Origin of the sequence: Phocaeicola massiliensis B84634 = Timone 84634 = DSM 17679 = JCM 13223 (assembly GCF_000382445.1) — a bacterium.
Lineage (GTDB): Bacteria > Bacteroidota > Bacteroidia > Bacteroidales > Bacteroidaceae > Phocaeicola > Phocaeicola massiliensis.
Genome location: NZ_KB905475.1, coordinates 28694 through 55135 on the forward strand (window position 1 = coordinate 28694; position 26442 = coordinate 55135).

At 42.2% G+C, this 26442-nt stretch carries 21 protein-coding genes and 2 pseudogenes; 11 read left to right on the forward strand and 12 right to left on the reverse strand.

Annotated elements, in window-relative coordinates:
• Positions 1 to 589 precede the first annotated feature (589 nt).
• Both HMPREF1534_RS01530 and HMPREF1534_RS01525 read left to right on the forward strand, forming a co-directional pair.
• Positions 590 to 1078, forward strand: coding sequence for a helix-turn-helix domain-containing protein (locus HMPREF1534_RS01530; RefSeq protein WP_005944804.1), 489 nt, complete (start codon positions 590 to 592; stop codon positions 1076 to 1078).
• Between the two features lie 52 nt (positions 1079 to 1130).
• Complete coding sequence (locus HMPREF1534_RS01525) at positions 1131 to 3746, forward strand: hypothetical protein (RefSeq protein ID WP_005944807.1); 2616 nt, start codon at positions 1131 to 1133, stop codon at positions 3744 to 3746.
• A gap of 102 nt (positions 3747 to 3848) precedes the next feature.
• Here the strand turns inward: HMPREF1534_RS01525 and HMPREF1534_RS01520 are convergent.
• Together HMPREF1534_RS01520 and pdxB are read right to left on the reverse strand one after the other, a co-directional pair.
• Positions 3849 to 4334: pseudogene (locus tag HMPREF1534_RS01520) on the reverse strand (PD-(D/E)XK nuclease domain-containing protein); the annotation flags it as partial.
• Between the two features lie 101 nt (positions 4335 to 4435).
• Positions 4436 to 5452 carry a 4-phosphoerythronate dehydrogenase PdxB gene (gene pdxB / locus HMPREF1534_RS01515; RefSeq protein ID WP_005944813.1) on the reverse strand — a complete coding sequence of 339 codons (1017 nt, stop codon included), beginning with the start codon at positions 5450 to 5452 and terminating at the stop codon, positions 4436 to 4438.
• Between the two features lie 114 nt (positions 5453 to 5566).
• On the opposite strand from pdxB, the gene HMPREF1534_RS01510 reads away from it, so the two are divergent.
• From HMPREF1534_RS01510 to HMPREF1534_RS01480, 8 genes and pseudogenes are all read left to right on the forward strand, one after another.
• Positions 5567 to 6172: a DUF4254 domain-containing protein gene (locus HMPREF1534_RS01510; RefSeq protein ID WP_005944816.1), complete on the forward strand. Its 606-nt coding sequence runs from the start codon at positions 5567 to 5569 to the stop codon at positions 6170 to 6172.
• Between the two features lie 11 nt (positions 6173 to 6183).
• Complete coding sequence (locus HMPREF1534_RS01505) at positions 6184 to 7215, forward strand: glycosyltransferase family 9 protein (RefSeq protein WP_005944818.1); 1032 nt, start codon at positions 6184 to 6186, stop codon at positions 7213 to 7215.
• A 21-nt stretch (positions 7216 to 7236) separates the two neighbouring features.
• Positions 7237 to 7986 (forward strand): lipopolysaccharide kinase InaA family protein, encoded by a 750-nt coding sequence (locus tag HMPREF1534_RS01500; RefSeq protein WP_005944820.1) that lies wholly within the window; start codon positions 7237 to 7239, stop codon positions 7984 to 7986.
• Positions 7987 to 7992: 6 nt separating this feature from the next.
• Entirely contained in the window at positions 7993 to 8913 is a 921-nt protein-coding gene (locus HMPREF1534_RS01495; protein WP_005944823.1) for a lysophospholipid acyltransferase family protein, read from the forward strand.
• Positions 8914 to 8915: 2 nt separating this feature from the next.
• Positions 8916 to 10025: a UDP-galactopyranose mutase gene (gene glf, locus HMPREF1534_RS01490; protein WP_005944826.1), complete on the forward strand. Its 1110-nt coding sequence runs from the start codon at positions 8916 to 8918 to the stop codon at positions 10023 to 10025.
• Positions 10026 to 10036: 11 nt separating this feature from the next.
• Positions 10037 to 11108: pseudogene (locus HMPREF1534_RS21310) on the forward strand (glycosyltransferase family 4 protein).
• Positions 11109 to 11216: 108 nt separating this feature from the next.
• On the forward strand, positions 11217 to 12239 hold the full coding sequence (locus HMPREF1534_RS01485) for a hypothetical protein (protein WP_005944832.1): 1023 nt from the start codon (positions 11217 to 11219) through the stop codon (positions 12237 to 12239).
• 37 nt (positions 12240 to 12276) lie between these two features.
• Positions 12277 to 12975: a glycosyltransferase family 32 protein gene (locus HMPREF1534_RS01480; RefSeq protein WP_005944835.1), complete on the forward strand. Its 699-nt coding sequence runs from the start codon at positions 12277 to 12279 to the stop codon at positions 12973 to 12975.
• 34 nt (positions 12976 to 13009) lie between these two features.
• Here the strand turns inward: HMPREF1534_RS01480 and HMPREF1534_RS01475 are convergent, their stop codons facing one another.
• The 7 genes from HMPREF1534_RS01475 to rffA all read right to left on the reverse strand — a co-directional run bounded on the left by HMPREF1534_RS01475 (position 13010) and on the right by rffA (position 20981).
• On the reverse strand, positions 13010 to 13795 hold the full coding sequence (locus HMPREF1534_RS01475) for a glycosyltransferase family 2 protein (protein WP_005944838.1): 786 nt from the start codon (positions 13793 to 13795) through the stop codon (positions 13010 to 13012).
• A gap of 790 nt (positions 13796 to 14585) precedes the next feature.
• Positions 14586 to 15647 (reverse strand): NAD-dependent epimerase/dehydratase family protein, encoded by a 1062-nt coding sequence (locus tag HMPREF1534_RS01470; protein ID WP_018451822.1) that lies wholly within the window; start codon positions 15645 to 15647, stop codon positions 14586 to 14588.
• A gap of 1 nt (position 15648) precedes the next feature.
• Positions 15649 to 16278 (reverse strand): lipid-A-disaccharide synthase N-terminal domain-containing protein, encoded by a 630-nt coding sequence (locus HMPREF1534_RS01465; protein WP_005944847.1) that lies wholly within the window; start codon positions 16276 to 16278, stop codon positions 15649 to 15651.
• Positions 16275 to 17006 carry a glycosyltransferase family 2 protein gene (locus tag HMPREF1534_RS01460; protein WP_005944850.1) on the reverse strand — a complete coding sequence of 244 codons (732 nt, stop codon included), beginning with the start codon at positions 17004 to 17006 and terminating at the stop codon, positions 16275 to 16277. Before HMPREF1534_RS01460 ends, HMPREF1534_RS01465 begins: the two co-directional genes overlap by 4 nt.
• Entirely contained in the window at positions 17003 to 18643 is a 1641-nt protein-coding gene (locus HMPREF1534_RS01455; protein WP_005944853.1) for an ArnT family glycosyltransferase, read from the reverse strand. Before HMPREF1534_RS01455 ends, HMPREF1534_RS01460 begins: the two co-directional genes overlap by 4 nt.
• Before the next feature lie 96 nt (positions 18644 to 18739).
• On the reverse strand, positions 18740 to 19849 hold the full coding sequence (locus HMPREF1534_RS01450; protein ID WP_005944856.1) for a TDP-N-acetylfucosamine:lipid II N-acetylfucosaminyltransferase family protein: 1110 nt from the start codon (positions 19847 to 19849) through the stop codon (positions 18740 to 18742).
• Positions 19824 to 20981: a dTDP-4-amino-4,6-dideoxygalactose transaminase gene (gene rffA, locus HMPREF1534_RS01445; RefSeq protein ID WP_005944859.1), complete on the reverse strand. Its 1158-nt coding sequence runs from the start codon at positions 20979 to 20981 to the stop codon at positions 19824 to 19826. The genes HMPREF1534_RS01450 and rffA overlap by 26 nt, the downstream gene beginning before the upstream one ends.
• Positions 20982 to 21114: 133 nt before the next feature.
• Here rffA and HMPREF1534_RS01440 point away from each other — a divergent pair, with 133 nt between their 5' ends.
• Positions 21115 to 21942, forward strand: coding sequence for a glycosyltransferase family 2 protein (locus tag HMPREF1534_RS01440; RefSeq protein WP_005944861.1), 828 nt, complete (start codon positions 21115 to 21117; stop codon positions 21940 to 21942).
• Between the two features lie 76 nt (positions 21943 to 22018).
• On the opposite strand, the gene HMPREF1534_RS01435 is transcribed toward HMPREF1534_RS01440, so the two are convergent.
• Genes HMPREF1534_RS01435 through argS form a run of 3 tightly spaced genes read right to left on the reverse strand, consistent with a single transcriptional unit; the run spans position 22019 to position 26347 of the window.
• Positions 22019 to 23842 (reverse strand): LTA synthase family protein, encoded by a 1824-nt coding sequence (locus HMPREF1534_RS01435; RefSeq protein ID WP_005944867.1) that lies wholly within the window; start codon positions 23840 to 23842, stop codon positions 22019 to 22021.
• Positions 23843 to 23866: 24 nt separating this feature from the next.
• Complete coding sequence (locus HMPREF1534_RS01430; protein ID WP_005944870.1) at positions 23867 to 24493, reverse strand: ribonuclease H1 domain-containing protein; 627 nt, start codon at positions 24491 to 24493, stop codon at positions 23867 to 23869.
• Between the two features lie 33 nt (positions 24494 to 24526).
• Entirely contained in the window at positions 24527 to 26347 is a 1821-nt protein-coding gene (gene argS, locus HMPREF1534_RS01425; protein ID WP_005944873.1) for an arginine--tRNA ligase, read from the reverse strand.
• Positions 26348 to 26442: the final 95 nt, after the last annotated feature.

Below are 26442 nucleotides of genomic sequence, written 5' to 3' on the forward strand. Positions count from 1 at the left end.
TTAAGATTCTCAAGTTGGATATAAAACGAAGACAATGTTTCCGCCTTTTCTTTAATTAATGAAAGTAAAATCTCCGTTAACCAAGACCGAGGTTAAGCAATCGCAATATGCTTTTCGAGATGAGCTATCACTCTTTGAAAAAGCTTTAAATCCTTCTCAAAAACAATTAAGTCTTTTCAAAAAATGCCCGAGTGCTCTTGAAAAAATTGTTTTGCACTTTTTAATACTCACGAGATAGGGAATAAATACGTATCAAACGGGTAGTAATAACCTGATAATGTGAAATATATATTTTCATGAGAAAAGAAGAAATCGGTAGATCTCTTAGTAAGAGATACACTTTTCGCTGCAAATTTACACAAAGTTTTGATAATTAAAACTTTTTGAGAAGAAAATTCATAAGACAAATGCAAAAATATCTTTAGTCATGAATTATAGGGCTTTTTTAATGAGACTTAATCTATTGGTTTTCATCTTATTAACATAGCACTGTGTATCTCTTACTAAGAGATCTACCGATTTTAACTCTTTAGAAAAGGGTGAAAATATGCGTATTTCTCTTGTAATGAGGTGATAAAAATAGAATACAATGGACTATCTGTTTCTACACCGCGACAAGCGCACCTTTACTTCCGAAAGGCAGAAAAATCTGCTTTTCAAAACAGCTCATCTTTATTGGGAGCAAAAATTCGCAAATCAGGGAGTAGAAAAAGTAAGAAGAGTCGATTGTGAGATATATAAATATGTATTGTACTATTTGGAAGTGCGCCAGGTATTCCTCGACCCAAAGCTCTCTTTAAAAAAATTGAGCGAGATGATTGAAACGAACCAAACTTATCTATCCAACGTGATAAACCGCTATTTCGGTTGCCACTTGAAAGATTTGGTGAACACATATCGGGTGGAATATGCCAAGGAACTGCTTCGCTCGGGCAAGTGTCCGCTGGAGGAATTGCCTCAACGTTGCGGATTCCTGTCGCGAAGTGCCTTTTATGCCTCATTCAGTAAGTTGGCAGGCGTATCTCCCAAACGTTATCTTTTGCATGAGAAGAGAGAGTACATCTCTCATAACCAATAGATTATGTATAACCAATTTTAGTTTTTAAATTTATAAATTTAAAGTTTTTATTATGAACAAAAAGTTTTTAAGTGCAATCCTGTTCGGAGCCTTAATGGTTTCGTCAACAGGAACATTTGTGTCTTGTAAAGACTACGATGATGACATCGATAACTTGCAGGGACAAATTGACAAGCTGGCAACCAAAGAAGATATGGAAGCCAAATTAGCTCAGATGCAAGCTGCCATTGACGCTGCTAAAGCAACAGCCGAAGAAGCTTTAAAAAAAGCAGAAGCAGGTGGAAACGCTGATGAAATCGCTGACCTGACAAAACGTATCGAAGCATTGGAAAAAGCTACTATCGATGTTGAAGCATTGAAAAAAGAACTGAAAGATGCTGTAAACGAAGACATCGATAAATTCCGTGGCGAGATGGAAGAGTTAATCGGCGAAGTAGAAGGTCTTGTTGGCAAAATTGCAGATTTGGTAACCAGCGTAGAATTAGTTAAATCTTATGCTATTGATCAGGAAAGTGGTTTTGCTCCTATCATGCTGAGTACAGCTATCGAACAAGAAAATGTATTCAGCGAAGGCATTAGCAACAAGATTACCTTTACAAAAGATGCTGAAGTTCAAACTCCGGGACAATTCTTGGTTCGTGTTTCTCCTACCAACGCTGTTCTGACACCGGACATGATTTCTTTGGTAAACAGCCAGGGTGAAAATTTGGACGGAATCTTGGAAGTAGTAAAAGTTGAAAAGTCTGAGGTACTGTTGAGCCGCGCTGCCAACGAAAGCGGTTTGTGGAACGTAACTGTTCAACTAAAGAACTACGGTGACGGAAAAGCTTTCGATGCAGCTACCAGCAATGAGGGTAAAAAAATCTTGTTCGCCGCACAAGTAAACAATACTTTAAGCACTTCAGAAACAAGATATGTAACTTCTTCTTATGATCTGACTTTAGGTTGGAAAGAATTTGAAGGAGCTAATAAATTGAACTATTTTGTTGATACTAAGAATGTAGCTGAAATCAACAACCGTTTTAGTAATACTAGTTTGAGTTTGAAAGAACAAACAGCTACTATTGATTACAAGGAATTAGAATGGAAAGACAAAGCAGCTGTCAAACCAACAGCTGATAACACAATAAATGATGATAATCGTTCTGCTGAAGAAGTATATCCTGCAGTACAAGGACAAGCTTTAAAAATTGCTCTGTCTTCTTCTAACGATGAAGTAGTTGCTCCTACAAATATCAGAGCTATCTATGTTGTATTGGATAAACAAAATGCTGTTGAATCAGCTCCGTCAGAATTGAACGCATGGAACAGCTATACTTATACAGGTTTGAATACCGTAGTTGAAGGAACTTCTACAGAAATTACTATTGACAGCAAATCAGCTATCAACGATATCATCGGTTTCCGTGTATTCGCTGTTAACTACGATGGTACTTTGGTTGACCCGGACGGTAAAGCATTCTATGTGAACTTGGGTGACAAATCGGCTGATTGGAACGCTGTAGACACTAAGATTACCGCATTAAGTCCTGATGCAGTTACCACCACTAAATCTGAAGAAATTACAGTTTCTTTAACTAAGCTGACTGCACCTACAACTGCTGAGTGGACAACTGATAAGATTGATGAGACTACTCCTGTATTCCATGCTTATTTTGTTGACAAGGACAATCAGGTGATATACAATACATTATCAGCCAACAATCTATCTGATGTAGACTTCAGCAAAGTAGCTAAAGTTTATACTATGCCTGCTCTTCCTGACTGGACTAGTTATGAAGATAATAAGGCCTATAACGGAACATTGACCATCAAGAATGAAAGCGGTCATGTATTGGCTACAATGAACCTGTCTATGACTAAAGTTTTGCCAACCGGTATTCCTGAAGGCTTCTCTATCAAGACTGCTCAGGTAGCTGAAGGCATCTACAACTGCTACATGATACCTGATACTTGGGCTGCAAGCCAAGCTACAGAAGGTACTATGGAAATGTCAGAAATATTCAACTTCGGTAAGGGAACTCCTGCTCAGTACAATATTTCATTCGCAACTTCCACTGTTGATAAAAACAACAAACCTGCTGCAATCACAGTCAAAGGTGACGAAAAATTGGTTGTAAATAAAGACTATATCAATAACAACGATAAACATGTCACTACGGTAGTTTATAATTACGGTAAGATTTCTTCTGTAAAAGAAGGTGCAGAATACGTAGATGTAACCAGAGCTGCTGCCGAATTCCAAACTATCTACAACTGTATCTATAACAATACTTACAGCTGGCATTGGGCAACTGCAGAAGAACTAAAAGTGGATAAATTACCGTATTATACAGAATTGACTTATGGTACAGATGCAGATCTGAAAGCAGATACTTACATCTATGGTGTAAGTACATGGGATGGTCGTTACAGTGCATTCTTGAATGATACTTATAAATCTAGTTTAGTGATTGAAGATGCTACCCTGACATCTGACGCTAACGGTGAAGAAGAATATTTCGATGTAGAAATAGCAGATGGTCACATCGTTAAATTTAACGCTGTTGCAGAATCTTCTACTACTAATCCGACAGCTCCTGTTCAGTCTACATTGACTATCACAGCGAAAGATATGTACGGACATGACGTAGTTATCAAATTGCCGATGACTGTAAACAAACGTTAATCACACAAAAAAAATAAGAGCGCTCTCTGCAAAGAGAGCCCCTTATATAATAGAAAAACTTTAAAAACTAAAATCCCCGGCTTGTGATAAGTCGGGGATTTTTTACTCTTCCACTATCCACTTCTCTATATTCCTCGTCTCCGCACTGAAGTTAACTCCTACTTTAAACAGTTTACGGCCGTCAAGTTCAAAAGGTTGTGCATAACGCTTTTCATTAATCTGTCGCAATGCTTCTTCTGCCGTTCCATCCAGTTTAAACTCCATTACATAAATAAAACGGTCTGTCTGTAACACTAAATCCACACGCCCCCTCACGGTGTGATATTCCACTTTTACATAAAAGCCTACCAGCTTGAAGACAATAAAAAGAACATTCTGATAATGAAGTTCCAATTCACGCACCATCTCGTATGGAGTATCTGCAAAGAAACTCTGCAAACGACGGAAAAAAGAATCATAATCACCAACTTCTACCTCACGGTTTGGAAAACCTAAACGGTAAATGCCAAAACGCTCGTCATACCCTTTAATAGTCAAATATCCGCTTTGATAAATCACCGGAATAGGATTGGTCGATTCTGAATCAAGTCAATATGTAGAATAGGATATAACTTGTTGCCCATAACTCATTGTTTTAACAGATAACACACAAAGATAAACAATTCCTTCTCACATTCAAGCCTTTATAGTCATAAAAGCTCTCTTCTCACCGGATAATTCCCTCTGAACTGTTCAAACTCTTCCGGCCGTTGCTTCAGCCAATCACTATCCCGCTGCGGATTATAAACCTGTAAGAAAGCTTCCTCTTTATCAGCCGACAAAGTCATAGGCGGCATGTCTGGAGGAACAATCTTGAATGAAGCATCTATATGGAAAAAGCGACAAACAGCTTCCAAAGCCATGCGGGTGGCATTCGCCTTCCCGTCGGCAGAATAACCGGCTATGTGAGGCGTCCCCAAAAAGACGGCTTGCAACAACTCACGGTCTATATCGGGCTCATGCTCCCAAGTATCGATTATCGCATCGCTTATCTGCCCTGTTTTCAAGGCACTCAACAGTGCCGGAGTGTCAATGACCTCTCCGCGACAAGTATTTATTATCACAGGGCGGCGTTGCAAAGAGGCAAAAAACGAAGCATCCGCCAAATGGAAAGTCTTATACATCCCCGTGCGATATAAAGGAGTATGGAAAGTGATAATATCACATTTGCGCATCAAAGTCTGCAAATCGGTGAAACCCTGCTCACCGTTGTCCTCACGGGGAGGGTCGTTCAGCAACACATTCATTCCCAAAGCCTCAGCCATTCGCCGGATGCGGCTACCTACATGGCCTACTCCCACAATGCCCATACACGTATCTTCTGGTTTCATTCCGCGCAGGCGCTTGAGCAGCAGAAGTGCAGCGTGCACATATTGCTCCACTCCGCCGGCATTGCATCCGGGACAATTGCTCCATGCGATACCCGCCTCACGGCAATAATCCACATCGATATGGTCAAAACCAATCGTTGCCGTCGCAATAAATTTCACAGAACTGCCCTCCAGCAATTCGCGGTTACAACAGGTACGTGTACGGATAATTAAAGCATCGGCATCTTTCACGTCCCGAGGGGTAAAAGCAGCACCCGGCAAATATACCACCTCATCGGCTATCTGCCCTACAGCTTCTTTAATATAGGGGATTTTATTGTCTACAATTACTTTCATCTTCTAAAAAAACTAGGATTAGGGCAAAGGTAGGCACTTTTACCGAATAATAATTGGTTGATTAGAAAAGTTTGCATAGATTTGTCTTTCCAATAATTTTAAAACGAACAAGGTATGAGTTTTACAGAACTATGCAAGCCCATTTTTGTGCAGTCTATCAATGACTATCACAAGACAGATAATGTTGATACTCCCATCAACAATCCATACGAAGTGAAAAGCATCGAGTATTATCTTTATCTGAAAAACTGGATTGACACAGTACAATGGCACTTTGAAGACATTATTCGCGACCCGCAGATTGACCCGGTGGAAGCATTGGCACTGAAACGCCGTATCGACAAGTCCAATCAAGACCGTACTGATTTGGTGGAACTGATTGACAGCTATTTCCTTGACAAATATAAAGATGTAAAAATACAGCCCGATGCAACGATTAACACCGAAAGTCCTGCATGGGCCATCGACCGGCTTTCTATCCTTGCACTGAAAATCTATCACATGCGTCAGGAAGTGGAACGCACCGACGTGTCTCCCGAGCATCACGCACAATGTGAAAAGAAACTGAACATCCTGCTTGAACAGCAAAAAGATCTCTCATCTGCCATTGACCAATTGATAGCCGATATCGAAGCGGGACGCAAATATATGAAAGTATATAAGCAGATGAAGATGTATAACGATCCGGCATTGAATCCCGTTTTGTACGGAAAGAAATAAATTATCTCCTCATGGCTAAGATTCTGGTAATCCGTTTTTCTGCAATCGGCGATGTGGCGATGACCATTCCGGTGATTTATTCGTTTGCCGTTCAGTATCCTCAACACCAAATTACAGTGTTGAGCCGCAATACGCTTGCACCTTTGTTTGACGGATTACCTCCCAATATCACTTTCCATGGAGTGGATTTAAAGGGAGAGCATGCAGGAATCATGGGATTGGAATGGATATACAAGGATCTGAAGAAAGAGCATTTCGACGCCGTAGCAGATTTCCATGATGTATTGCGCAGTAAATATCTGCGAATAAGATTCAGACTGGCCGGCGTGAAGGTAGCGCATCTGGACAAGGGACGCAGTGGAAAAAGGAAATTGGTACGTGCCAGAAACAAAGTGATGGAATGGCAAAAGTCGTCATTCCAACGATATGCCGAGGTATTCCGGAATATAGGTTATCCGGTAAAATTAAATTTCCAATCGCTTTTCGGCAAGGGCAAGGGAAATATCTCGTGCATGCAGCCGCTGACGGGTGACAAAGGCACGGACAAATGGATTGGCATTGCTCCGTTTGCCGCCCATGTAGGCAAGATTTATCCCTTATCCAAGCAAGAGCAGGTAATCAGCTTGCTGTCTGAACGCAAGAATACGAAAATCCTGCTGTTCGGAGGAGGAGCCAAAGAGATTGAAGTACTGGCAAAATGGGAACGTCAATATCCCAACGTTATATCCACGGCAGGTAAACTGACACTGAACTCGGAACTGGCACTTATGAGCCATCTGGACGTTATGTTGTCTATGGACTCTGCCAATATGCATCTGGCATCATTGGTAAACATTCCGGTGGTCTCCATTTGGGGTGCCACACATCCATACGCCGGATTCATGGGATGGAAACAATTGCCCGACAACGCCGTACAGGTGGATTTACCATGCCGCCCCTGTTCCATTTTCGGGAATAAACCCTGTTGGCGCAAGGACTATGCATGTCTGCAAGGAATCACTCCCGAAATGGTAGTGCACCGTATTGAACAGGTTATCGTTTAAAAAAAGAATAAACCATACTCTATGAAAATTGTAATTCATCCCGATTTTATGCAAACTGCCGATTTTATCAAGCAGCTACCCCAACATTTCGCACAAGAAGGAGAGCTGCTGTATGAAGGTAGAAACGAAGTCAGACGTTATCGGGTGAAGAACGAATGGTTGGTAGTAAAAAAATATAAGCAACCTAATATCATTCAACGGATTGTTTACACTTTTTTCAAGAAAAGCAAAACGGAACGGGCTTACCTTTTTGCCGGCATGCTGCGCAAGAGAGGATTTGACACCCCGCACGAAGTGGCTTATATTGAAAAGAAAAGAGGAGGATTGTTTCTGGACGGCTATTTTATCTCTACCCAATGCGACTTCCCTCCCCTGTCCAAAGTGCTGTGGCAACGCCGGTTCGACAAACATGCCGCAAACGAGTTGGCTGCGTTCATGGTGCAACTGCACGAAAAAGGAGTATTACATGGCGACTTAAACCTGACCAACATACTTTATTGCACAGACAATGACGGTCATTATCATTTCACTTTAATTGATACCAACCGTTCCAAGTTTAAATGTGCTCTCACCCGAAAAGAGTGTCTGGAGAACTTGAAGCGTCTCACACACAGCAAAGCACTCCTGCGATATGTGGTAATGCAATATGCCAATTTAAGAGGATGGCCTCCAAGAGAATGTGCTTTGGAAGTATTTCAATTCCTTCTCCAGTTTGAACAGAAACGACGAAGAAAACGCAGGCTTCAGGCATTAATCGGAATAAAAAAGTAACAGACAATGAAGGTAGTATATTATATTGTATTTTTCTTTTGGTACTTGCTTTCGCTTTTACCATTACGCTTCTTATATATTTTTTCCGATGTACTCTACTATCCGCTCTATTACTGTATTCGCTATCGACGTAAGGTGGTTCGGCAAAACCTCACCGGCTCTTTCCCCGATAAGAATGAAAAAGAACTTATCCGTATCGAGAAGCAATTTTATCACTTCTTTTGCGATTATATGATAGAGACAATCAAGTTGTTTTCTATCTCGAAAAAACAATTAAAGCGAAGGATGACTTTCGGAGGAATAGACGAGATAGTAAAGAAACTGGAAGAAGAGAATAAGAACTTCTGCTTTATTTATTTGGGACATTATTGTAACTGGGAATGGATTGCCTCTCTGCCCTATTGGGTACCGGAAGATATACTGTGCGGACAAATATACCACCCGCTATACAACAAAGCCTTCGACCGGCTCTTCCTTCGCCTGCGCAACCAGTTCGGCGGCGAATGCATCTCGATGAAGGAGACGCTCCGCCGAATCATCGAATTGAAACGCGCCAAGCAGAAAACAATCATCGGCTTTATCTCCGACCAAGCTCCGAAGTGGAACAGCATCCACCATTGGACAGACTTCTTCCATCGTGAAACTCCGGTATTCATCGGAACGGAGAAAATAGGTAAACAGGTAGATGCCTTGATTTATTATGCCGATGTGAAACGGATAAAGAGAGGATATTACCATTGCGAGTTCAAACAACTGACCGATAACGCCAAAGCTGTGCCCGATTTCCAACTGACAGATATGTATATTCATAACTTGGAACGTATGATAAGCGCAGTGCCTCAATATTGGTTATGGAGCCACAAACGCTGGAAACGTACCAAAGAAGAGTGGATAAGAAGACAACAAGAAGAAAAAGAAAAGAAGTGACAATGAAGGAGTATGATTATTTAATAGTAGGCGCCGGATTGTTCGGAGCCGTATTCGCACACGAAGCCCGATGTGCCGGCAAGCGTTGCCTTGTCATTGACAAGCGCGGCCAACGCGGAGGCAACTTATACTGCGAAGACGTGGAAGGCATACATGTACACAAATACGGCGCGCACATTTTCCACACAGACAATAAAGAAGTATGGGATTATGTGAACAGCTTTGTGAAGTTCAACCGATACACCAATTCTCCTTTGGCTCGTTTCGGAGATAAATTATACAATCTTCCTTTCAATATGAATACTTTCTATCAGCTATGGGGAGTAAAAACCCCGGCAGAAGCGAAGGAGAAGATAGAAGAGCAACGCCGGGAGTTTGCCCATATCACCGAGCCTGCCAATCTGGAAGAACAGGCTTTGAAACTGTGCGGAAAAGACATTTACCGCTGTCTGATAAAAGGGTATACAGAGAAACAATGGGGCAGGGCGGCCACCGAATTACCTGCATTCATCATCAGACGTATTCCTTTCCGCTTTGTATATGATAATAATTATTTCAACGATGCTTATCAGGGCATCCCCAAAGGCGGATACAATGTATTGATTGATGCCCTGCTGGAAGGTATTGACGTGCGCCCGGGCACAAACTACTTCGAGCATCGCGAAGAGTTAAATGCATTGGCAGACAAAGTGCTCTTCACCGGATGTATCGACGAGTATTTTGATTTCTGTTGCGGCCGTCTGGAGTACAGAAGCCTGCGTTTCGACCATCAACTGTTGGACACGGAAGACTTCCAAGGCAATGCAGTGGTGAATTATACCGAACGCGAAGTTCCCTACACACGCATCATCGAACATAAGCATTTTGAATACGGCACACAGCCCGTCACTGTCATCACTTATGAGTATCCTGACGATTTCCAACCGGGCAAAGAGCCTTATTATCCCGTCAATGACAAACGAAACACTGAAATATATCAGAAGTATAAAGAGCTGGCCCAACAACTCCCTAACGTTCTGTTCGGCGGACGGTTGGCGCAATACGCATACGCTGACATGGACGATACGGTCAATGCAGCACTTACATTATGGAGAAAACAAACAAGGAACTAAAACTTTAACTTATGAACAAAGCAAAAAGGAAGAATATTTTAATCGATCTATCCGACTTAAAGCATCCTAATTGCGGATTCGGACAAATAGCTATTAATTACTCAAAACGATTTGCAAACTTACCAATAGAAGGGCTGCATTTTTTTTATTTGCTGCCCAACTGTTACCCAAAAATCCATAGCAAAAATGTAACATCCGTACTGGTAAGAAACAGAAAAATCAGGAAATGGTTTCCATTCACTCTTCCCAAAGTAGATATATGGCATTCTGTAAACCAATATAATAAATTATATCGACAGAGTCCAAAATTTATATTTACCATACATGATTTAAACTTCTTATTTGAACAAGAAGGACAGAAGAGACAAGAATTTCTTCAAAGAATACAACAGAAGATAGATAAAGCAACTATCATAACAACTATTTCTCATTATGTTGCAGATGAAATAAAAAAAATACACTAACTTAAATGGAAAAGAAATCCGTGTTATCTATAATGGAGTAGAAAGAATAGATCAACAAGAAGGCAAACAACCGAAATTTGCAACAGGTCGTCCTTTTTTCTTCACTATCGGAGAAATACGTACCAAAAAGAACTTCCACTTGTTGGTAGATGTTATGAAGTTTTTACCCGAATATGATCTCTATATCTGTGGAAAAGACAGTTTCCAATATGCAGACGAGATAAGAACACAAATCAAAGAGAAAGCAGTCGGAAATGTGTTTGTAACAGGTATGATAGAGCAAACAGAAAAAATATGGCTGTATCGTAATTGCCAAGCCTTCTTATTCCCCAGTAGAGGTGAAGGATTCGGGTTGCCGGTCATCGAAGCCATGCAATTCGGGAAAGCTGTATTTATATCAAACTACACATGTCTCCCGGAAATCAGTAACGGTTTTGCTTTTATTTGGGAAAAGTTGGAACCGGAAGCAATGGCAAAAAGCATTCGGAAGAACCTACCCTTATTTTATGAACAAAAAGAAAAAATTGACCAAATGAAAGAACATGCATACTCTTTCAGTTACGAAAAACATATAAAAGCATACATAGATTTATACCATGAATTACTGTCAGCAGAATAATTCTGTGTATTTACTGATATTCTTTAAAGAAATCGTCGTAAATACAAAAAATCTCTGTAATTTTGTTCAAATAAACTTTCAGAGAATTAAACGAAAGGATAAATATAGATGAACTGCTACCTGTCACGCAATTACAAAGGACTGTCCAGTGCCGGAAATAAGGCAAAGACAGATATTGAACAGATTATGAAAGACCTGTCTTTCAAAAATGTAGGACTTAAGCAGACAACTTACAGAAACAAGGTGCTTTCATTCCTCTTCACTTTAGCCGGAGTCTTGAAAGCCCCTTTCTGCCTACACAGAGGAGACTATCTGGTGCTTCAATATCCGTTAAAGAAATATTTCACCTTTGTCTGCAACATGGCCCATCAAAGAGGAGCTAAAGTCATTGTGATTATTCATGACCTAGGCAGTTTCCGCCGTAAAGCATTGACGGTAAAACAAGAAATAAGCCGATTGAACCATGCCGACTACATCATAGCACACAACGAGAAGATGAAAAAATGGCTGGAGGATAACGGATGCAAGGCTAAACTTGGCGTCTTGGGAATCTTCGATTATCTGTCGGAGACATCGGCTGCTCCCAAACAAAACACAGAAAAACCATACAGCGTATTATATGCCGGAGCGTTGAGCCCCCGTAAAAATGCATTTCTTTACGAAGTGGGAGCGTTTGTGCATTCTTTCAGCCTGAATTTGTATGGCAACGGCTTTGAAATAAATCAGGCAAAAGGGAAAGAACATTTCAACTATATGGGATTTGTGAAGTCTGATGATTTGATAGCCACAGCCCAGGGAGATTTTGGCTTGGTATGGGACGGCACTTCTGTCTCTACCTGCACCGGAGACTTTGGAGAATATCTGCAATACAACAATCCTCATAAAACATCCCTGTATATCCGGTGCCAATTGCCTGTCATCATTTGGAAACAAGCTGCATTAGCAGATTTTGTACGCGAGAACGGCATCGGAATATGTGTGGATTCTCTAGAAGAGCTGGAGAAGATTTTAAATACATTAAGTGAAGAGGAATATGCAGAAATGAAAAAAAGGACGGCAAAGATAGGAGAACGGTTAAGTCAAGGCTATTTTGTACGAAAAGCCTTACAGGAAGCTATTGAGCGTCTTTAATATGTTCCTAAAGAAATAACTAATAAAACAATATCTCATGATACCTAAAATTATCCATTTATGCTGGTTCAGCAATGACCCTTTCCCGGTAGAAATAAAAGTTTGCCTGGATACATGGAAACGCATACTACCTGATTTTCAGGTAAAACATTGGACGTATCAAGATGCCAAAGCCATAGGTTGCCGTTTTATAAACGAAGCATTAGAGGCCAGAAAATGGGCTTTTGCCGCCGATGCCGTACGTTTTTATGCTATATACAATGAAGGGGGAATCTATATGGATAGTGATATCTTTATCTTGAAACGCTTCGACCATCTTATACCGGAGCATGGCTTTGTCACCTTTCAGGAAAATGAGATGACACAGTTGCAAGCGGCTTTCTTCATGGGAGAGAAAGGAAACGCATTCTGCAAGGAAGTCTTTGAGTATTACAATTCAAACCCCTTTTTAAATCCCGACGGCACTTATAATACCATTATATCTCCCATCACAATGTACGATGTTGCCAAGAGAAGAGGTTATCTGCCCGAAGACAAGGAGCAACATCTGCCCGATGATATCATTATTTACCCGGCGCATTATGTAATCCCGCGACACAAATATCCCACTACCCCCGATACGTTCGCCGAGCACCGGATTTTCGGTAGCTGGAGAAAACGTAAGCCGGGTAGAAAGATTGAACTCTTTATCAAACATGCAATAGCTACCGTCAGATATGCAGTATTCAGACGGTAATACACCTAAAAATGTATTACACGTCTGTTGCCAATTAAAGATATTGATCGATTCCTTCAGGGCACTTAATGACTCCATTCCTGTTGTTTTCTTCGAATATCTTTTCATTGGCGCTCATGTCTTTTTTGGTGGAAGCAGCTTTATGATGGATATGGTATTCTATAGCTTTGAATTTTATGAAACGCTTTTTTATACCTAAACGACGCAAACGTGCCGGAAGATCAATGTCCTCATATCCATACCCCAAGAAGCGTTCATCATAGCCATTGACATTTAAAAGGTCCTGCTTCCAAAATGAGATATTACATCCTCTCTCTTTCTGATTCTGTTTGTAAAAAAAGAATAGAGGCGTAAGCCACGGCAAGCGCAATACATTCAGTTTCCGGCACACGCCTTGAGTGAAAATAGATAACTGATAATCTTGCCGTTGAAGTAGCCGCTTCAACAGTTTCTCATTTATTTTGCCCCGGCTTCCAACTAAAAAACATCCCGGAGTAGCTTCGGTAACATGGTCTTCGATGAAATGCGAATGCATGATGATATCTCCATCAATCTCTATTATATAGTCACCTTCGCAAACTGCAAATGCTTTATTCATGATAATGCACTTACGCCATCCATTATCTTCGTGCCATACATGTTTGATGGGACAAGGAAAATGATTCTTAAATTCTTCAATCAGCAACTTGGTATCCGAACGTGAACCATCATCAGCTATTATAACTTCTGTGGGTATTACAGTCTGTCGCGTTACACTTAACAGACACAAACCTAGTGCTTCTTTCCAATTATAAGTTGAAATAACTAAACTTACTTTCATGCTTTTATTGTTTTATCGAGCCATTAACCTTATAGCAACATACTATTAACCTTGGAGTATTGGCATGACTAAAGAATTTAAATAATTACTATTCAAAACAAATATATCCAACTTACGTCACTACAAACATCCACGATATACGAAGAAGTTCTACACATAAGCCCCCTTTTTCATCATCTACTCTTTGAATACCAACAGCAACAAAGTTATCAATAAAAAACAACTAAACCATTATTTACCATTATTTTTTATATAGAAACGTATCCATAAACGCCGACATGCCCTGTTGCATCCCGTTCCGCCGCGTTATCCTCCGGGATTCCTATCCCTAAGCACTCCGTTCCATATCCCTAAGTACTTTCACTTACTATCTCTCAACGGTTGAGAGATAGAACATGGGGCAGAAAAAGGCTTAGGGAAAAGCAAACGGGAGCTTAATGGGAGGGAGAGGAAGGCTTAACAGGCAATGCAGTGCATCAGTGATGTTGCGTATGCATACGAATACATAAATATGCCAAGATTCATTCATCGGTGCTATTTTAGGGGTGGAAGAACCTACAGATGAACAACTTCATGTACTGATGGAACGGTTGGAATAGCTGCGCATGAAAGTTCTCGTCGTGCAGAACTAGAGCTTAAGCGTAGGATGAGCTGTCAAAAAAATTATTGAAAGCATATACTAATTAAACATGGAAAAAACTCTTCCACTGGTTGATAGAACTCATGCTTATGATAATTCTGTTGAAAACCAAACACCTCTATTGTTATTCCGCACAATAGATGGTTCTCTTTACAAGCAACATGTAGAAGGAATTCCCGAATGGGCACCGTTCTTATTGAAATAAGATTCAAACCACTCATACATCCGTTGTATCCCATCTTGTATCTCCGTACTGGGAGCATATTGGAAATCTTCTTCCAGACGGGTGGTATCTGCATACGTGCAAGTCACATCACCCGGCTGCATCTCTTCGTACCGGCAAACAGCCTCTTTGCCCGTGGCACGCTCTATGCAGTGTATAAAGTCCATCAGCTCTACCGGACGGGAATGTCCGATATTATAAACCCTAAAGGGAACTTCCGCCTCGTAAGGCTTACTTCCGATGATGTGTACCACTGCCTGAATAATGTCATCGATGTAGGTGAAATCGCGGCGCATCTTTCCATGATTGAACACGCGGATGGGCTCTCCCTTCGTAATTGATTTCATAAAGAGATACGGCGCCATATCCGGTCGACCCCACGGCCCGTAGACGGTGAAGAAGCGAAGACCGGTGGCGGGAATATGATAAAGATTGCTGTAAGCATGCGCCATCAGTTCATTCGACTTCTTAGTGGCAGCATACAGACTGACCGGAGTATCGGTCATATCAGTTTCGCAGAAAGGCACTTTCTCATTCATACCATACACACTGCTGGAGCTGGCATAGACCAAATGCTCTATATGGTGATGACGACAGGCTTCCAGAATATTAAGGAACCCCATCAGGTTGCTTTCTGCGTATGCATAGGGATTGACAAGGGAATAACGCACTCCCGCCTGTGCCGCCAGATTACATACAATGTCGAAGTGTTCCGCATCAAACAGCGCAGCCAGCAAGTCACGGTCTGTGATATCGCCTTTCACAAAACGATAGTTGGAATATAATGTGCTGACAGTAAGTCGGCCTTCCTCTATGTTCTCCCGCTGGATGCCACATAACTCTTTCAGACGGCCATACTTCAGATTGACATCATAATAATCGTTCAGATTATCAATGCCCACCACTTCATTGCCTTGCTCTGCCAATGCCTTCACCAGAAAAGAGCCGATGAAGCCGGCTGCTCCTGTCACTAATATTCTTTTCATCATCTTATTCTTTTATTTTCTGACTTTTATGACCAATCATCAAGTTGCGGATATAGGACAAGAACCCAAAGGATTGTCCCAAAATCAAAATGGGGTCATGGCGCAGCACACCATAAATCACTATCATGCAAGATCCTACGAGGCTGATTACCCAAAAGGTAGGCGGAAGCGCCGATACCTGTTTACGGCTGGAATAAATCCACTGATAGATGAAACGGAAAGTAAAAATAAACTGTCCCGCAGTGCCGAATACAATCAGCCACACAGGTATATCTTCATTCTTCAAAAAGTTCTCAACAAAATGGCTGCTGTCCTGCAATGTACCGATAGCTGCCAATAAAGGAGTGACTGCCAACAGTATCCTGAACAGGACGGGAATACGCCGCCACACGCCTTTCAGACGCAAATTGCCGATATAGATATAAAACGAAATGAACTGCCCCACGATGATAGAAAAATCATTGCGCAACCAGCCATAATAAAACATCAAATAGGAGCCTATCAAACTGAACACCCAAAACAGTGTCGGCGAAATGACCTCATGTTTCTTTTCCGAAAGAAACCATTGTATCAGGATACGGGCGGAAAAACAAGCCTGAGCCAATAAGCCGATACAGAAAATCAGTATACTCATAGGTTATTCTCTCCCACTTGGTAGTTGATATATCGATGTGCCATCCAGCGGAAAGCAAAACAGTCCTTGAACGGCGAAATCAGTCGGTTCCACAGATGATACTTCGACACGCCTGCCTGACGCGGATAATGCCTCACCGGTATCTCATAAAACTTGCCTCCGTCCTGCAACTGTATCAATGCCGGAAGGAAACGGTGCATGCCGGTAAAGAACGGAACACGCTTTGCATAGTCGGTATGAAGGATTTTCAGCGGACAGCCCGTGTCGGTCGCTCCGTCGTGCGTCATCATACGGCGGAAGGAGTTGGCTATCTTGGACTGCATCCGCTTGAACGCAGAATCCTTGCGCCGGGCACGAATCCCCATCACCAAGGGATACTCAGGAGCATACTTCAATAACAGGTCAAAATCACGCACATCGGTCTGCATATCGGCATCCATATAACCGACATACTTTGATTCGGCCGTATCGATACCTGCTTTCATGGCGGCAGACAAGCCTCTGTTTTGTTTCAGACTGATATAATAAAAATGCGAAGTGTCCTTGCACGCTTCCTGAATAAGTTCCAAGCTTCTGTCCTTAGAGCCGTCATTCACAAAAAGTGCACATGCAGGCACGGGACATGCCGGCAGATAAGCACCAACTACTTCCTGCAAACGTTTTATATTGTCTTCCTCATTATAAACAGGAATAACAATAGTCAATGAATAATTTGCTGTCTTGTTCATTTTTTCTTCAATAAAGTTATATGATAAACAAACTTATCGTTGTAGCGGCTACTGCTTTTTGCCCAGCGATTATCATCATATTGTCCAATATATGTTGTATCAATACTTCTCAAAAGTTTTACCGGCAATTCTTCTTCCGCTCTGCCGTGAGTGAGTATGGCACAAGGCAGAACCGATTTTACAGAATCCGCATGTGCCATATCCAACGGACGAATCTTCCGTCCGGCGGCATAAACGAGCTCTATTCTTAATTCATCCTTTTGATTATAATAGAAAGGAACATCTTTCAGTTCTTCCAAATCCCGCGTCCGGGAAACACTCTTCATCTCCGGGTTGTTAATGACATTTCCCAATAAAGGAAGCATAAAGCATTCTGCCGACAAGAACAGAATCAGCACTCCGCCAACCAGTTTAATCGGCTGTAATCTTACTGCCGACCGGATAAGGCAGGCAGCTATCCCCCAAATCAGAACCGAAAGTACAGCCAGCGTCGGCAAGGAGACATAGCCGGGACGATAGACAAACCAATATCCGGCTATCGGCAAAACAGCCACCACCACTGCCACCAGCCATGCATTGACCCGATACACCGCTTTATCGGCTTTCGATGCTTGCGGAGAGCGCAACCGGTCTGCCCAGACTATAATCAGATACCCCATTGTATAAGCAGCCGACATTAATACCGGTAACAAATACCTGTTTTTCTTTTCCGGCAACAACGACAGCAGGACAACGGTGGAGAGCATCCATAGCAAAGGGAAAAGATATTCTTTCCTTTTTCTGTCTTCTTTAGACCATAACGGGAGAAACAGGGAGGAAAGCAATAGTATTGCCCATACTCCGGTTTCGAGGAAAAAGCTCCAATAGTAATACCACGGACGGACATTCCGGTTAATCCATGCTGCCGACTCCTTATCTGCCACGTATGACATGGCATCGCCATGAAACAGATAGATAAACGCATACCACCAGCAACCAACAATCAGACAAACAACAATCATCACCGCAAGAGCTTTCCACTTCCCTTTCATCGACGGCCGGTAGATATAACAATAAGAAATGAGGAACGGCAACAACAAGGCATAGAAGGAGACAGGACCTTTACTCATAAACGACAGCCCCATAAATACGCCTGCCCAAGTAAAGTCTTTCCAAGAACAGGCTTTGGCCGCAAATGCCCTGATAAGGAAATAAATCGCCCCCATCATAAATGCATGGCAATAAATGTCCCACGAGGCCGTACGCCCCATCAGAATAATATTGTAACAGGTGCAAAGCAAAATGGTGGAAATAAAGGCATAACGCTTATTACGCATCACTTGCACAGCCGTGAGATAGAAGAAGGCAACCAGCAAGATGGCTGCAAAACCTGCCATCGCACGCTGAAGAGCCAGATTGTCGGGCGAAATCATCTCCGCCACTGCAGTCAGCCACGTCGGTAAAGGTGGTTTCTCTAAACGCAAATCTCCGTTCATGGTCGGTACCAGCCAATTGCCGTCATGTACCATTTCACGGGCGGTTACCATGTTGCGTGCTTCCATGATATCCGGCACAACAACCCGATTATTAATAAAAAAGGAGATGATACATATCAATAATATCACCCATCCTTGCTTGCTTAGCAATTTATCTTTCATGCTCTAAATCAAGTTCCAAGTTGAGATGGGTACAAAATTAAGTAAAAATACAGAGACTTCTCAATAGTCTGCCTAGAAAATAAGATAGAATAACAATCAGACGGATAAGTCCTTTATCAGACGGTACATTCTCTCTTTGGTATAGAGCGACAAAAGTATCTGCCTGTTTTTCAACTTCGTTTCACGGTCTAAGGGTGTATCCAGCTCTTTTTGTGACAGTTTCTCCAATTCATAAACAGTCAGCCCGTGAGACTGTGCCCATTCATAAACCGGATTTACATGCGAAAGAAATACTTTTGCTCCCAAATAGAGTGCTACAATAATATTTCCGATAGCTTCCTGCCGCCAATTGCCGAACAAGGCAACACTGACATCCGACTGAAGACGATTATACTCGTCCAACGGCATAAAATCCAATAACGGCGAAAAATTCTCACCCAAAAGCAATCTGCCTGATTGAAGAACATGGTCCACATATCCTTTCTTACCCGAATAACTCAACGGAACAATCACTCGTCGCGAACCGATATCCAGCTTAGACAGAATACGCATCACATACTCATGGTTGTTAGTGCCGGAAGCGGAGTTGCCAATCATGATGCTGTTGCCGCAGACTTCGCTATTCATCAGCTCTTTACCCAAAATAATGTCCAAAGGATAGTAAAAGAAATCTTTCCAAGGCTTTGATTGCAATTCCGGATAATAGCGCATTAAATACTGATAATCGTTTTCTGTCGTATCAGTAACAATATAATCCACTTTCTGCTTGATGAAGCGTATTGTCTTTCGGGCATTCCATTGCTGTTTCCATCTATCAAACGGACGCCACAACATATTCTGCCGATTTTTTCTTTTATAATAGGAAGTAGTGGGATCAATCATACGGAAACCTTTGGGGACCAACAGCTTATTATACAAATCCATCCCCCATACAATCCAATAGACAACCGCTCCCTGCAAATCCAGTTTATTAAGAACATCCATCTTACGCTTATTGAGCAGATGAATATAGACCTCAGAGAACGAAAACTCATCCTTGCGGGCAAAAAATTCTGTCCGCGAAAGTACATTGGTTTCCTTTCTTACCCATTTAAAGGAAGAAGTGCGATTGGTCACAACAAACAGATTCTCCCCCGGAAACACTTCTTCGAAGGCATCAATCGTACGATTGATAATCTTCTCATCGTTCACCAAATGAAGCTTCATCTCTCTCTGATGTATAAAAAGACTTGATTTGTTCACAGATATACTTCACTTCATCGGGCTCCAAAGCATAAAACAACGGAAAACGCACCAGGCAGTCTGTGTATTTATCTGCCTGTGGCAACTCTTCTACCTCCCACTTTTGATTCTTCACAAAATCACTTTTGTGCAGACTCAAATAATGGAATACAGAATAGACACCATGAGATTTCAGATAACGGATTAATGCCGTTCTTTCTTCGGGAGTGGCACACACAGCATAAAAGGCATGGGCATTATTTGTTGCATAATCGGGCAACACAGGCAACGACAGGCTCGAAATGCCTTGCAGGTTCTGATAATACATATTCCAAATCTCTTTCCGCTTCTGCTGGATGGAGTCCAATGCTTCCAGCTGTGCCCACAAGAAAGCAGCCACATACTCGGGCGGAAGAAAAGAAGAGCCTGTATCCACCCAGCCGTATTTATTAATCTCACCCCGGAAAAATTCGGCACGGTTCGTTCCTTTCTCCCAAAGGATTTCGGAACGCTTCACAAAGCGGGGATCATTAATGGCCAATAAGCCACCTTCGCCGCACTGGATATTCTTTGTTTCATGGAATGAGAAAGCGGCCAAATGACCTATACTGCCTAACGGACGCCCTTTATAGAAACTATCTATTGCCTGCGCCGCATCTTCTATCACCAGCAAATTATGGCGTTCGGCCACTGCCAGAATAACATCCATATCGCAAGCTATTCCGGCATAATGTACAGGAACAATGGCACGGGTACGAGGAGTTACCAGGGCTTCCAGCTTCTGCTCGTCAATACAGGGGTTATCCATACGGCTATCGGCAAAAACAATCCTGGCTCCCTGCCTCACAAAGGCAAGGGCTGTAGAAACGAAAGTATAAGAGGGCACAATAACTTCATCACCGGGCTGAATGCCGGCCAGCATAGCACACATTTCAAGTGCATCAGTACAAGAGGTGGTCAGTAAACATTTACAACTTCCAAGCTTTTCCTCAAAGAAAGACTGACATTTATGAGTAAAGTTACCATTGCCACATGTTTTTCCTTCTGATAATGCCTGAGTTATATAATTTTTTTCATTACCGGTCAGCCATACCTTATTAAAAGAAATAGTTTTCATTATATCTTTTTCTAGTTTATTAGTTCTCCCATATTGGCTTACAGGCAACAAAAGTAGTAAAAATAAGTAGAACCCTTTATTCTTTTCAAAGAAATAATCTATCTTTGTCCACATTATATCATAACAATAAATTATGAAGCAAACTTCTGCCTACAGTATCGGAGTAATTATCTCTACTTACAACAACCCGGCATGGCTTGAAAAAGTCCTCTGGGGCTATCTTTTTCAAACACATCCTGCGGATGAAATTGTCATTGCCGACGATGGTTCCAAAGAAGACACCCGCCGGCTGATAGAAAGTTTTAAAGACAAACTACCTATCAAGCATGTATGGCATGAAGATAACGGCTTCCAGAAATCACGAATCCTGAACAGTGCTATTCTGGCTTCCGAATCTGATTATCTGATATTCACGGATCAGGACTGCATTCCGCGCAAAGACTTTATAGCCACACATGCCGCATACGCCGAAAAGGGTTATTTCCTATCGGGAGGCTACTTCAAATTGCCGATGGATATCAGCAAACAGCTTACTTATAACGATATAAAGAGTGAGAATGCCTTCTCTCTCTCCTGGCTGAAAGAACAGCACATGAAATGCAACTTCAAATGTACCAAGCTTATTAAGAATAAGACTTTTACGCGTTTTATGAACGCCATCACCCCGACCAAAGCCACATGGAACGGTTGCAACGCCTCCGGATGGAGAGAAGATATATTCACCGTCAATGGATTTAACGAAGAAATGCATTATGGCGGACAGGACAGGGAGTTCGGAGAACGGATGTTCAACTTGGGAATCAAATCCAAACAGATACGCTATTCTGCCATCGTACTCCATCTGGATCATAAACGCCCTTACAAGACAAAGGAATCGATAGAAAAGAATATCAATATCCGTCGTAATACACGTAAAACAGGTATCACGGAGACACCGTTCGGAATCAAACAATTACATTAAAAAAGCTGCCGGGCTCTCATGTCCTACACATGGGTACCGGCACTCCGGAGAAGGAGGAGAAAGGATAACAAACCGTTTATCGTCTTCCCAAATCGTCGTATACACTTTGAAGAATTGCTTTGCCTTTGTCTATACGGGTATTGGTTCCGGCAGGTTCCTCCAGCAATATATTTCCCGAATTATTATCAACCACTGTCACTCCCGTACTGTCACGGAAAGCAAAGCCATTATTGAAACTATAAAAAGCAAACGGGTAGGTGTAATCACTGCCCAACACATTACGGCTGAAGTTGAAAGAAGAATGATCCAAACCCAGTTGCCCCAACAAAGTAGCGGCTAAATCGGCCTGATTCATAATCTTGTCTATTTTTACCGGTTGCTTCACTGCTCCTCCAAGCCACAGCATGGGTATGTGATAGAATCGGGGGGAAGTGTTCAGCCCTTCACGGGGATAATAAAAACCATGATCGGGCAAACAGATAACCAGTAAATCTTTCCACACCGGAGTCTGTTTCAATTTCTCTATAAATTTGCCCAGGCAATCATCTGTAAAGGCAAAGGCATTGGGAATCTGTTCGTCCAAGCGATGATAAGGAACTTCAAACGGTTCGTGACTGCTCAGAGTAAGAAAAGCCGTGTGCCACGGAGTTTCTTTTCTATCTTTCAATTGATTGTACAGATACTCAAATGTAATATCATCATTTACTCCCCATGCATTACTGGTCTGTTCGGCTAAAGAGAAATCTTTGTCGGCAGTAAGACGCTGATAGCCCTTACTCAACAAATAGCTCTTCATATTGGTAAAGTTGATATCTCCTCCATAAAGAAAATCGGTCTTATACCCCGCTTTCACCAATTCCTCTGCAATGGAAGGCAAAGTGCGGCTCTTTGCCGGGATTTTCATGACCGAGGCCGTCGGAAGTCCCAGATATCCACTGAAGGTACAGACAGTACCGCGGTCAGTCCGAAAACTGTTGGCATAACAGTTGGTAAAGAAAACGCCCTCTTCTGTCAAGCGGTTGAAATGAGGAGCTACATCGGGAATACCGCCCAGAGGTTCGATAAAAGTACCTCCATAACTCTCCATCAAAATGATAAGAATATTGGGGCGCTTTGTATTCAACACCTCAATGATACTGTCTCCATCTGTCGAAGGATAAAGCCCGTCAAACAACCCGGCGCGTTTTTCTTCTTCGAAGAAATTAAATTCAGAAGCAAAGTCCTGCGATTTCCCCATAGAAGAAAGCAAACTGAAATCAGGATTGACAGCCGAATGATTCAAAAACTGCTCGCTGCTGAAATACACCTGACCGACGTTGGAAGTCGACTCGGTAACTCCCCCACGGATAATGATAAACAATACGCCGCCTATCAGCAACATGGCTCCTGTGGCTGCCACCCTCTTCCGCGCAGCAGTTAATACCGAAGGAGTTATTTTCAGCAATATCCACGTATTCAGCACAATAAGCAATACTATCGCCAACACCCGCAGCAGGATGAAACCAATCGAAACACTTGCCAAAGCCTCTTTGGGAGAATCAATATAAAGAAAAACAGATGCATCCAGTTTAAAGCCCCAGAAAGGATAAAGCCCCATGTCTGCCACAAATATAACAGAGACAAGAGTGGCAACAAACGCATAATATCCCCAAAGGATTTTCTTCAACGGAAACCGCCGAAACCAAATACTAATTAATATAAGAAGGAAAGGAAATGCGGTCAGATAACCGGTCATGGCCGCATCAAGACCGGCCCCGTGAATCATCACGTGCAGAAAATCAGTAAAGCCGAATCCTTTTTCAATAGCGCCATTATAAAGCATAAATAATGGCTTCTGCAAAATAAATATCAGTAAGACCGTAAAGAAATACAGGCTGATATAAGCAATCCGTTTCTTCATATCCTTAAATTATTATAGATATCTTTATTTCCGCCCGAAGTCTGCGGGAACCTCTCCCCACCGGTCGGTCTCCCATTTCAACAAGGGAGTGGTATAAGCATTATTTTTCAACCAATTCTCGGCCCGCTCTATCATCTGAAATAGTTCCTCGGTCTTTGGCGTACGTTCGAGCTTGGTCTTGCATTTTTTCTGTTTCACCCAACTCAGGGCATTCCGGCTATCTGAGTAAACAGGCATATTGATGTTTTTTTGCTTCATCAATGCCAATGCATGCACAATGGCAAGAAACTCACCGATATTGTTGGTTCCATATACAGGACCGAAATGAAAAATTTCCTGTCCGGTAAGAAGATAAACCCCACGATATTCCATAGGACCGGGATTTCCGCTGCAAGCGGCATCGACAGCCAAACAATTCATATCAAAGTTCTCGGGAAGTTGCCGGGGAGTTTCTTCTTTCTTCACCGTATTCTTTCCCACATAATGGAACGCAGAGGAAGCAAATGCCTGTTCTGCTTCTTCCCGGGTGTCAAAGGATTTGTAGAGTGCACCTTCATAACCCTTAATCTGTAACTGGCAATCAGTCCAGGAATGATATACCCCCGGACTGACTCCTTTCCATACTACATAGTATTTTTGTTTTTTTGCCATCTGCTTTGAGATTACACCCTGCGTGTGAGCTGCTTACATGCGCTCCGGCACTTCAATACCCAACAGACCCATCGCACTCTTTACAATCTTACCCACATTGGCGCTCAATGCCAGACGGAAAATCTTAAGTGCTTCGTCTTCTTCACGCAAAATGCTGAAATCATGATAGAACTGATTATACTCCTTCACCAAATCGTATGTATAGTTGGCAATAATAGATGGGTTATAATCCGTACCTGCTTGCTTCACAACTGTCTTAAAGTCAGCCAACATCTGAATCAAGCCTTCTTCTTTTGTACTCAGTTGCAATCCTGCCGGAATCACTTCGGGAATAGCGATACCTGATTCGGCTGCTTTACGCAACACCGACCGAATACGGGCATAAGTATATTGGATGAAAGGTCCTGTATTGCCATTGAAATCAATGGATTCCTTCGGATTAAACGTCATGTTCTTACGTGCATCCACTTTCAGGATAAAATACTTCAAAGCTCCCAAGCCTACAATGCGGGCAATATCATCGGCTTCTTCTTTAGACAAGCCATCCAGCTTACCCAGCTCGGCTGAAGTTTCTTTCGCAGTCTCAATCATAGCTTCCATCAAATCATCGGCATCCACCACGGTTCCTTCACGGCTCTTCATCTTACCTTCCGGCAATTCTACCATACCGTATGAGAAGTGAACCAATCCTTTGCCCCATTCAAAGCCCAGCTTATCAAGCAAGATGGACAATACCTGAAAATGATAATTCTGCTCATTTCCCACTACATATATCATCTTATCGATAGGATAGTCCTGAAAACGAAGTTTGGCAGTACCGATATCCTGAGTCATATACACCGAAGTTCCGTCTCCACGGAGCAGCAGCTTGTGATCCAATCCTTCCGCAGTAAGGTCGGCCCATACCGAATTGTCTTCTTTGCGATAGAAGAAGCCCTTTTCAAGACCTTCCATCACTTTATCCTTTCCTTCCAGATAGGTATTCGATTCGTAGTAAATCTTATCAAAACCAACCCCCATCATCTTATAGGTCTCATCAAAACCGGCATACACCCAATCATTCATCTTTTTCCAAAGCGCACGGATTTCGGGGTCGTTAGCCTCCCACTTACGCAGCATTTCGCGGGCTTCCTGCATCAAAGGTGACTCAGCCTCAGCTTTTGCTTTAGCTTCTTCCTCGTTCATCCCTTCTGCCTGATATTGAGCCATCAGCTCTTTTACTTCCGCTTTGTAATGCTTGTCAAAAGCCACATAATAATCGCCAATCAGGTGGTCGCCTTTCTTGCCTGACGATTCGGGAGTTTCGCCATTACCATATTTCAGCCAAGCCAGCATAGACTTGCAGATATGGATTCCACGATCGTTCACAATATTGGTTTTCACCACCTTATTGCCATTTGCCGCCATTACATTTGCCAACGCATTACCCAACAGGTTATTGCGGACGTGTCCCAAGTGTAAAGGCTTGTTCGTATTCGGAGAAGAATACTCAATCATCACCAGCGGAGAGTTTTCAGTAGCTTTCTCGATGCCATATTCCGGTTGAGCCTGAATGGAATTCAACAGCTCAATCCAGCAATCCGAGGCAATAGTCAGGTTCAAGAATCCTTTTACCGCATTATAAGCAGATATCAGCTCAGGAGCATTTTGGCACAAATATGCACCGATTTCCTGTGCAGTCTGTTCAGGGCCTTTCTTAGACATTTTCAAGAAAGGGAAAACAACCAATGTGAGGTGTCCTTCAAACTCTTTCTTGGTCTTCTGGAGCTGTACCATTTTTGCTGGTACTTCCTGTCCGTACAGCATGTTGATAGCGCTGATAATGGACGCGGTAAGTTTTTCTTCTATATTCATAGCGTGTAAGTACTTATTTGTTATTGAGTTGCAAAGATAAACATTTTAGATGAAATCTTTTCTATCATCCTCTATTTACTATACCAACGTTGATA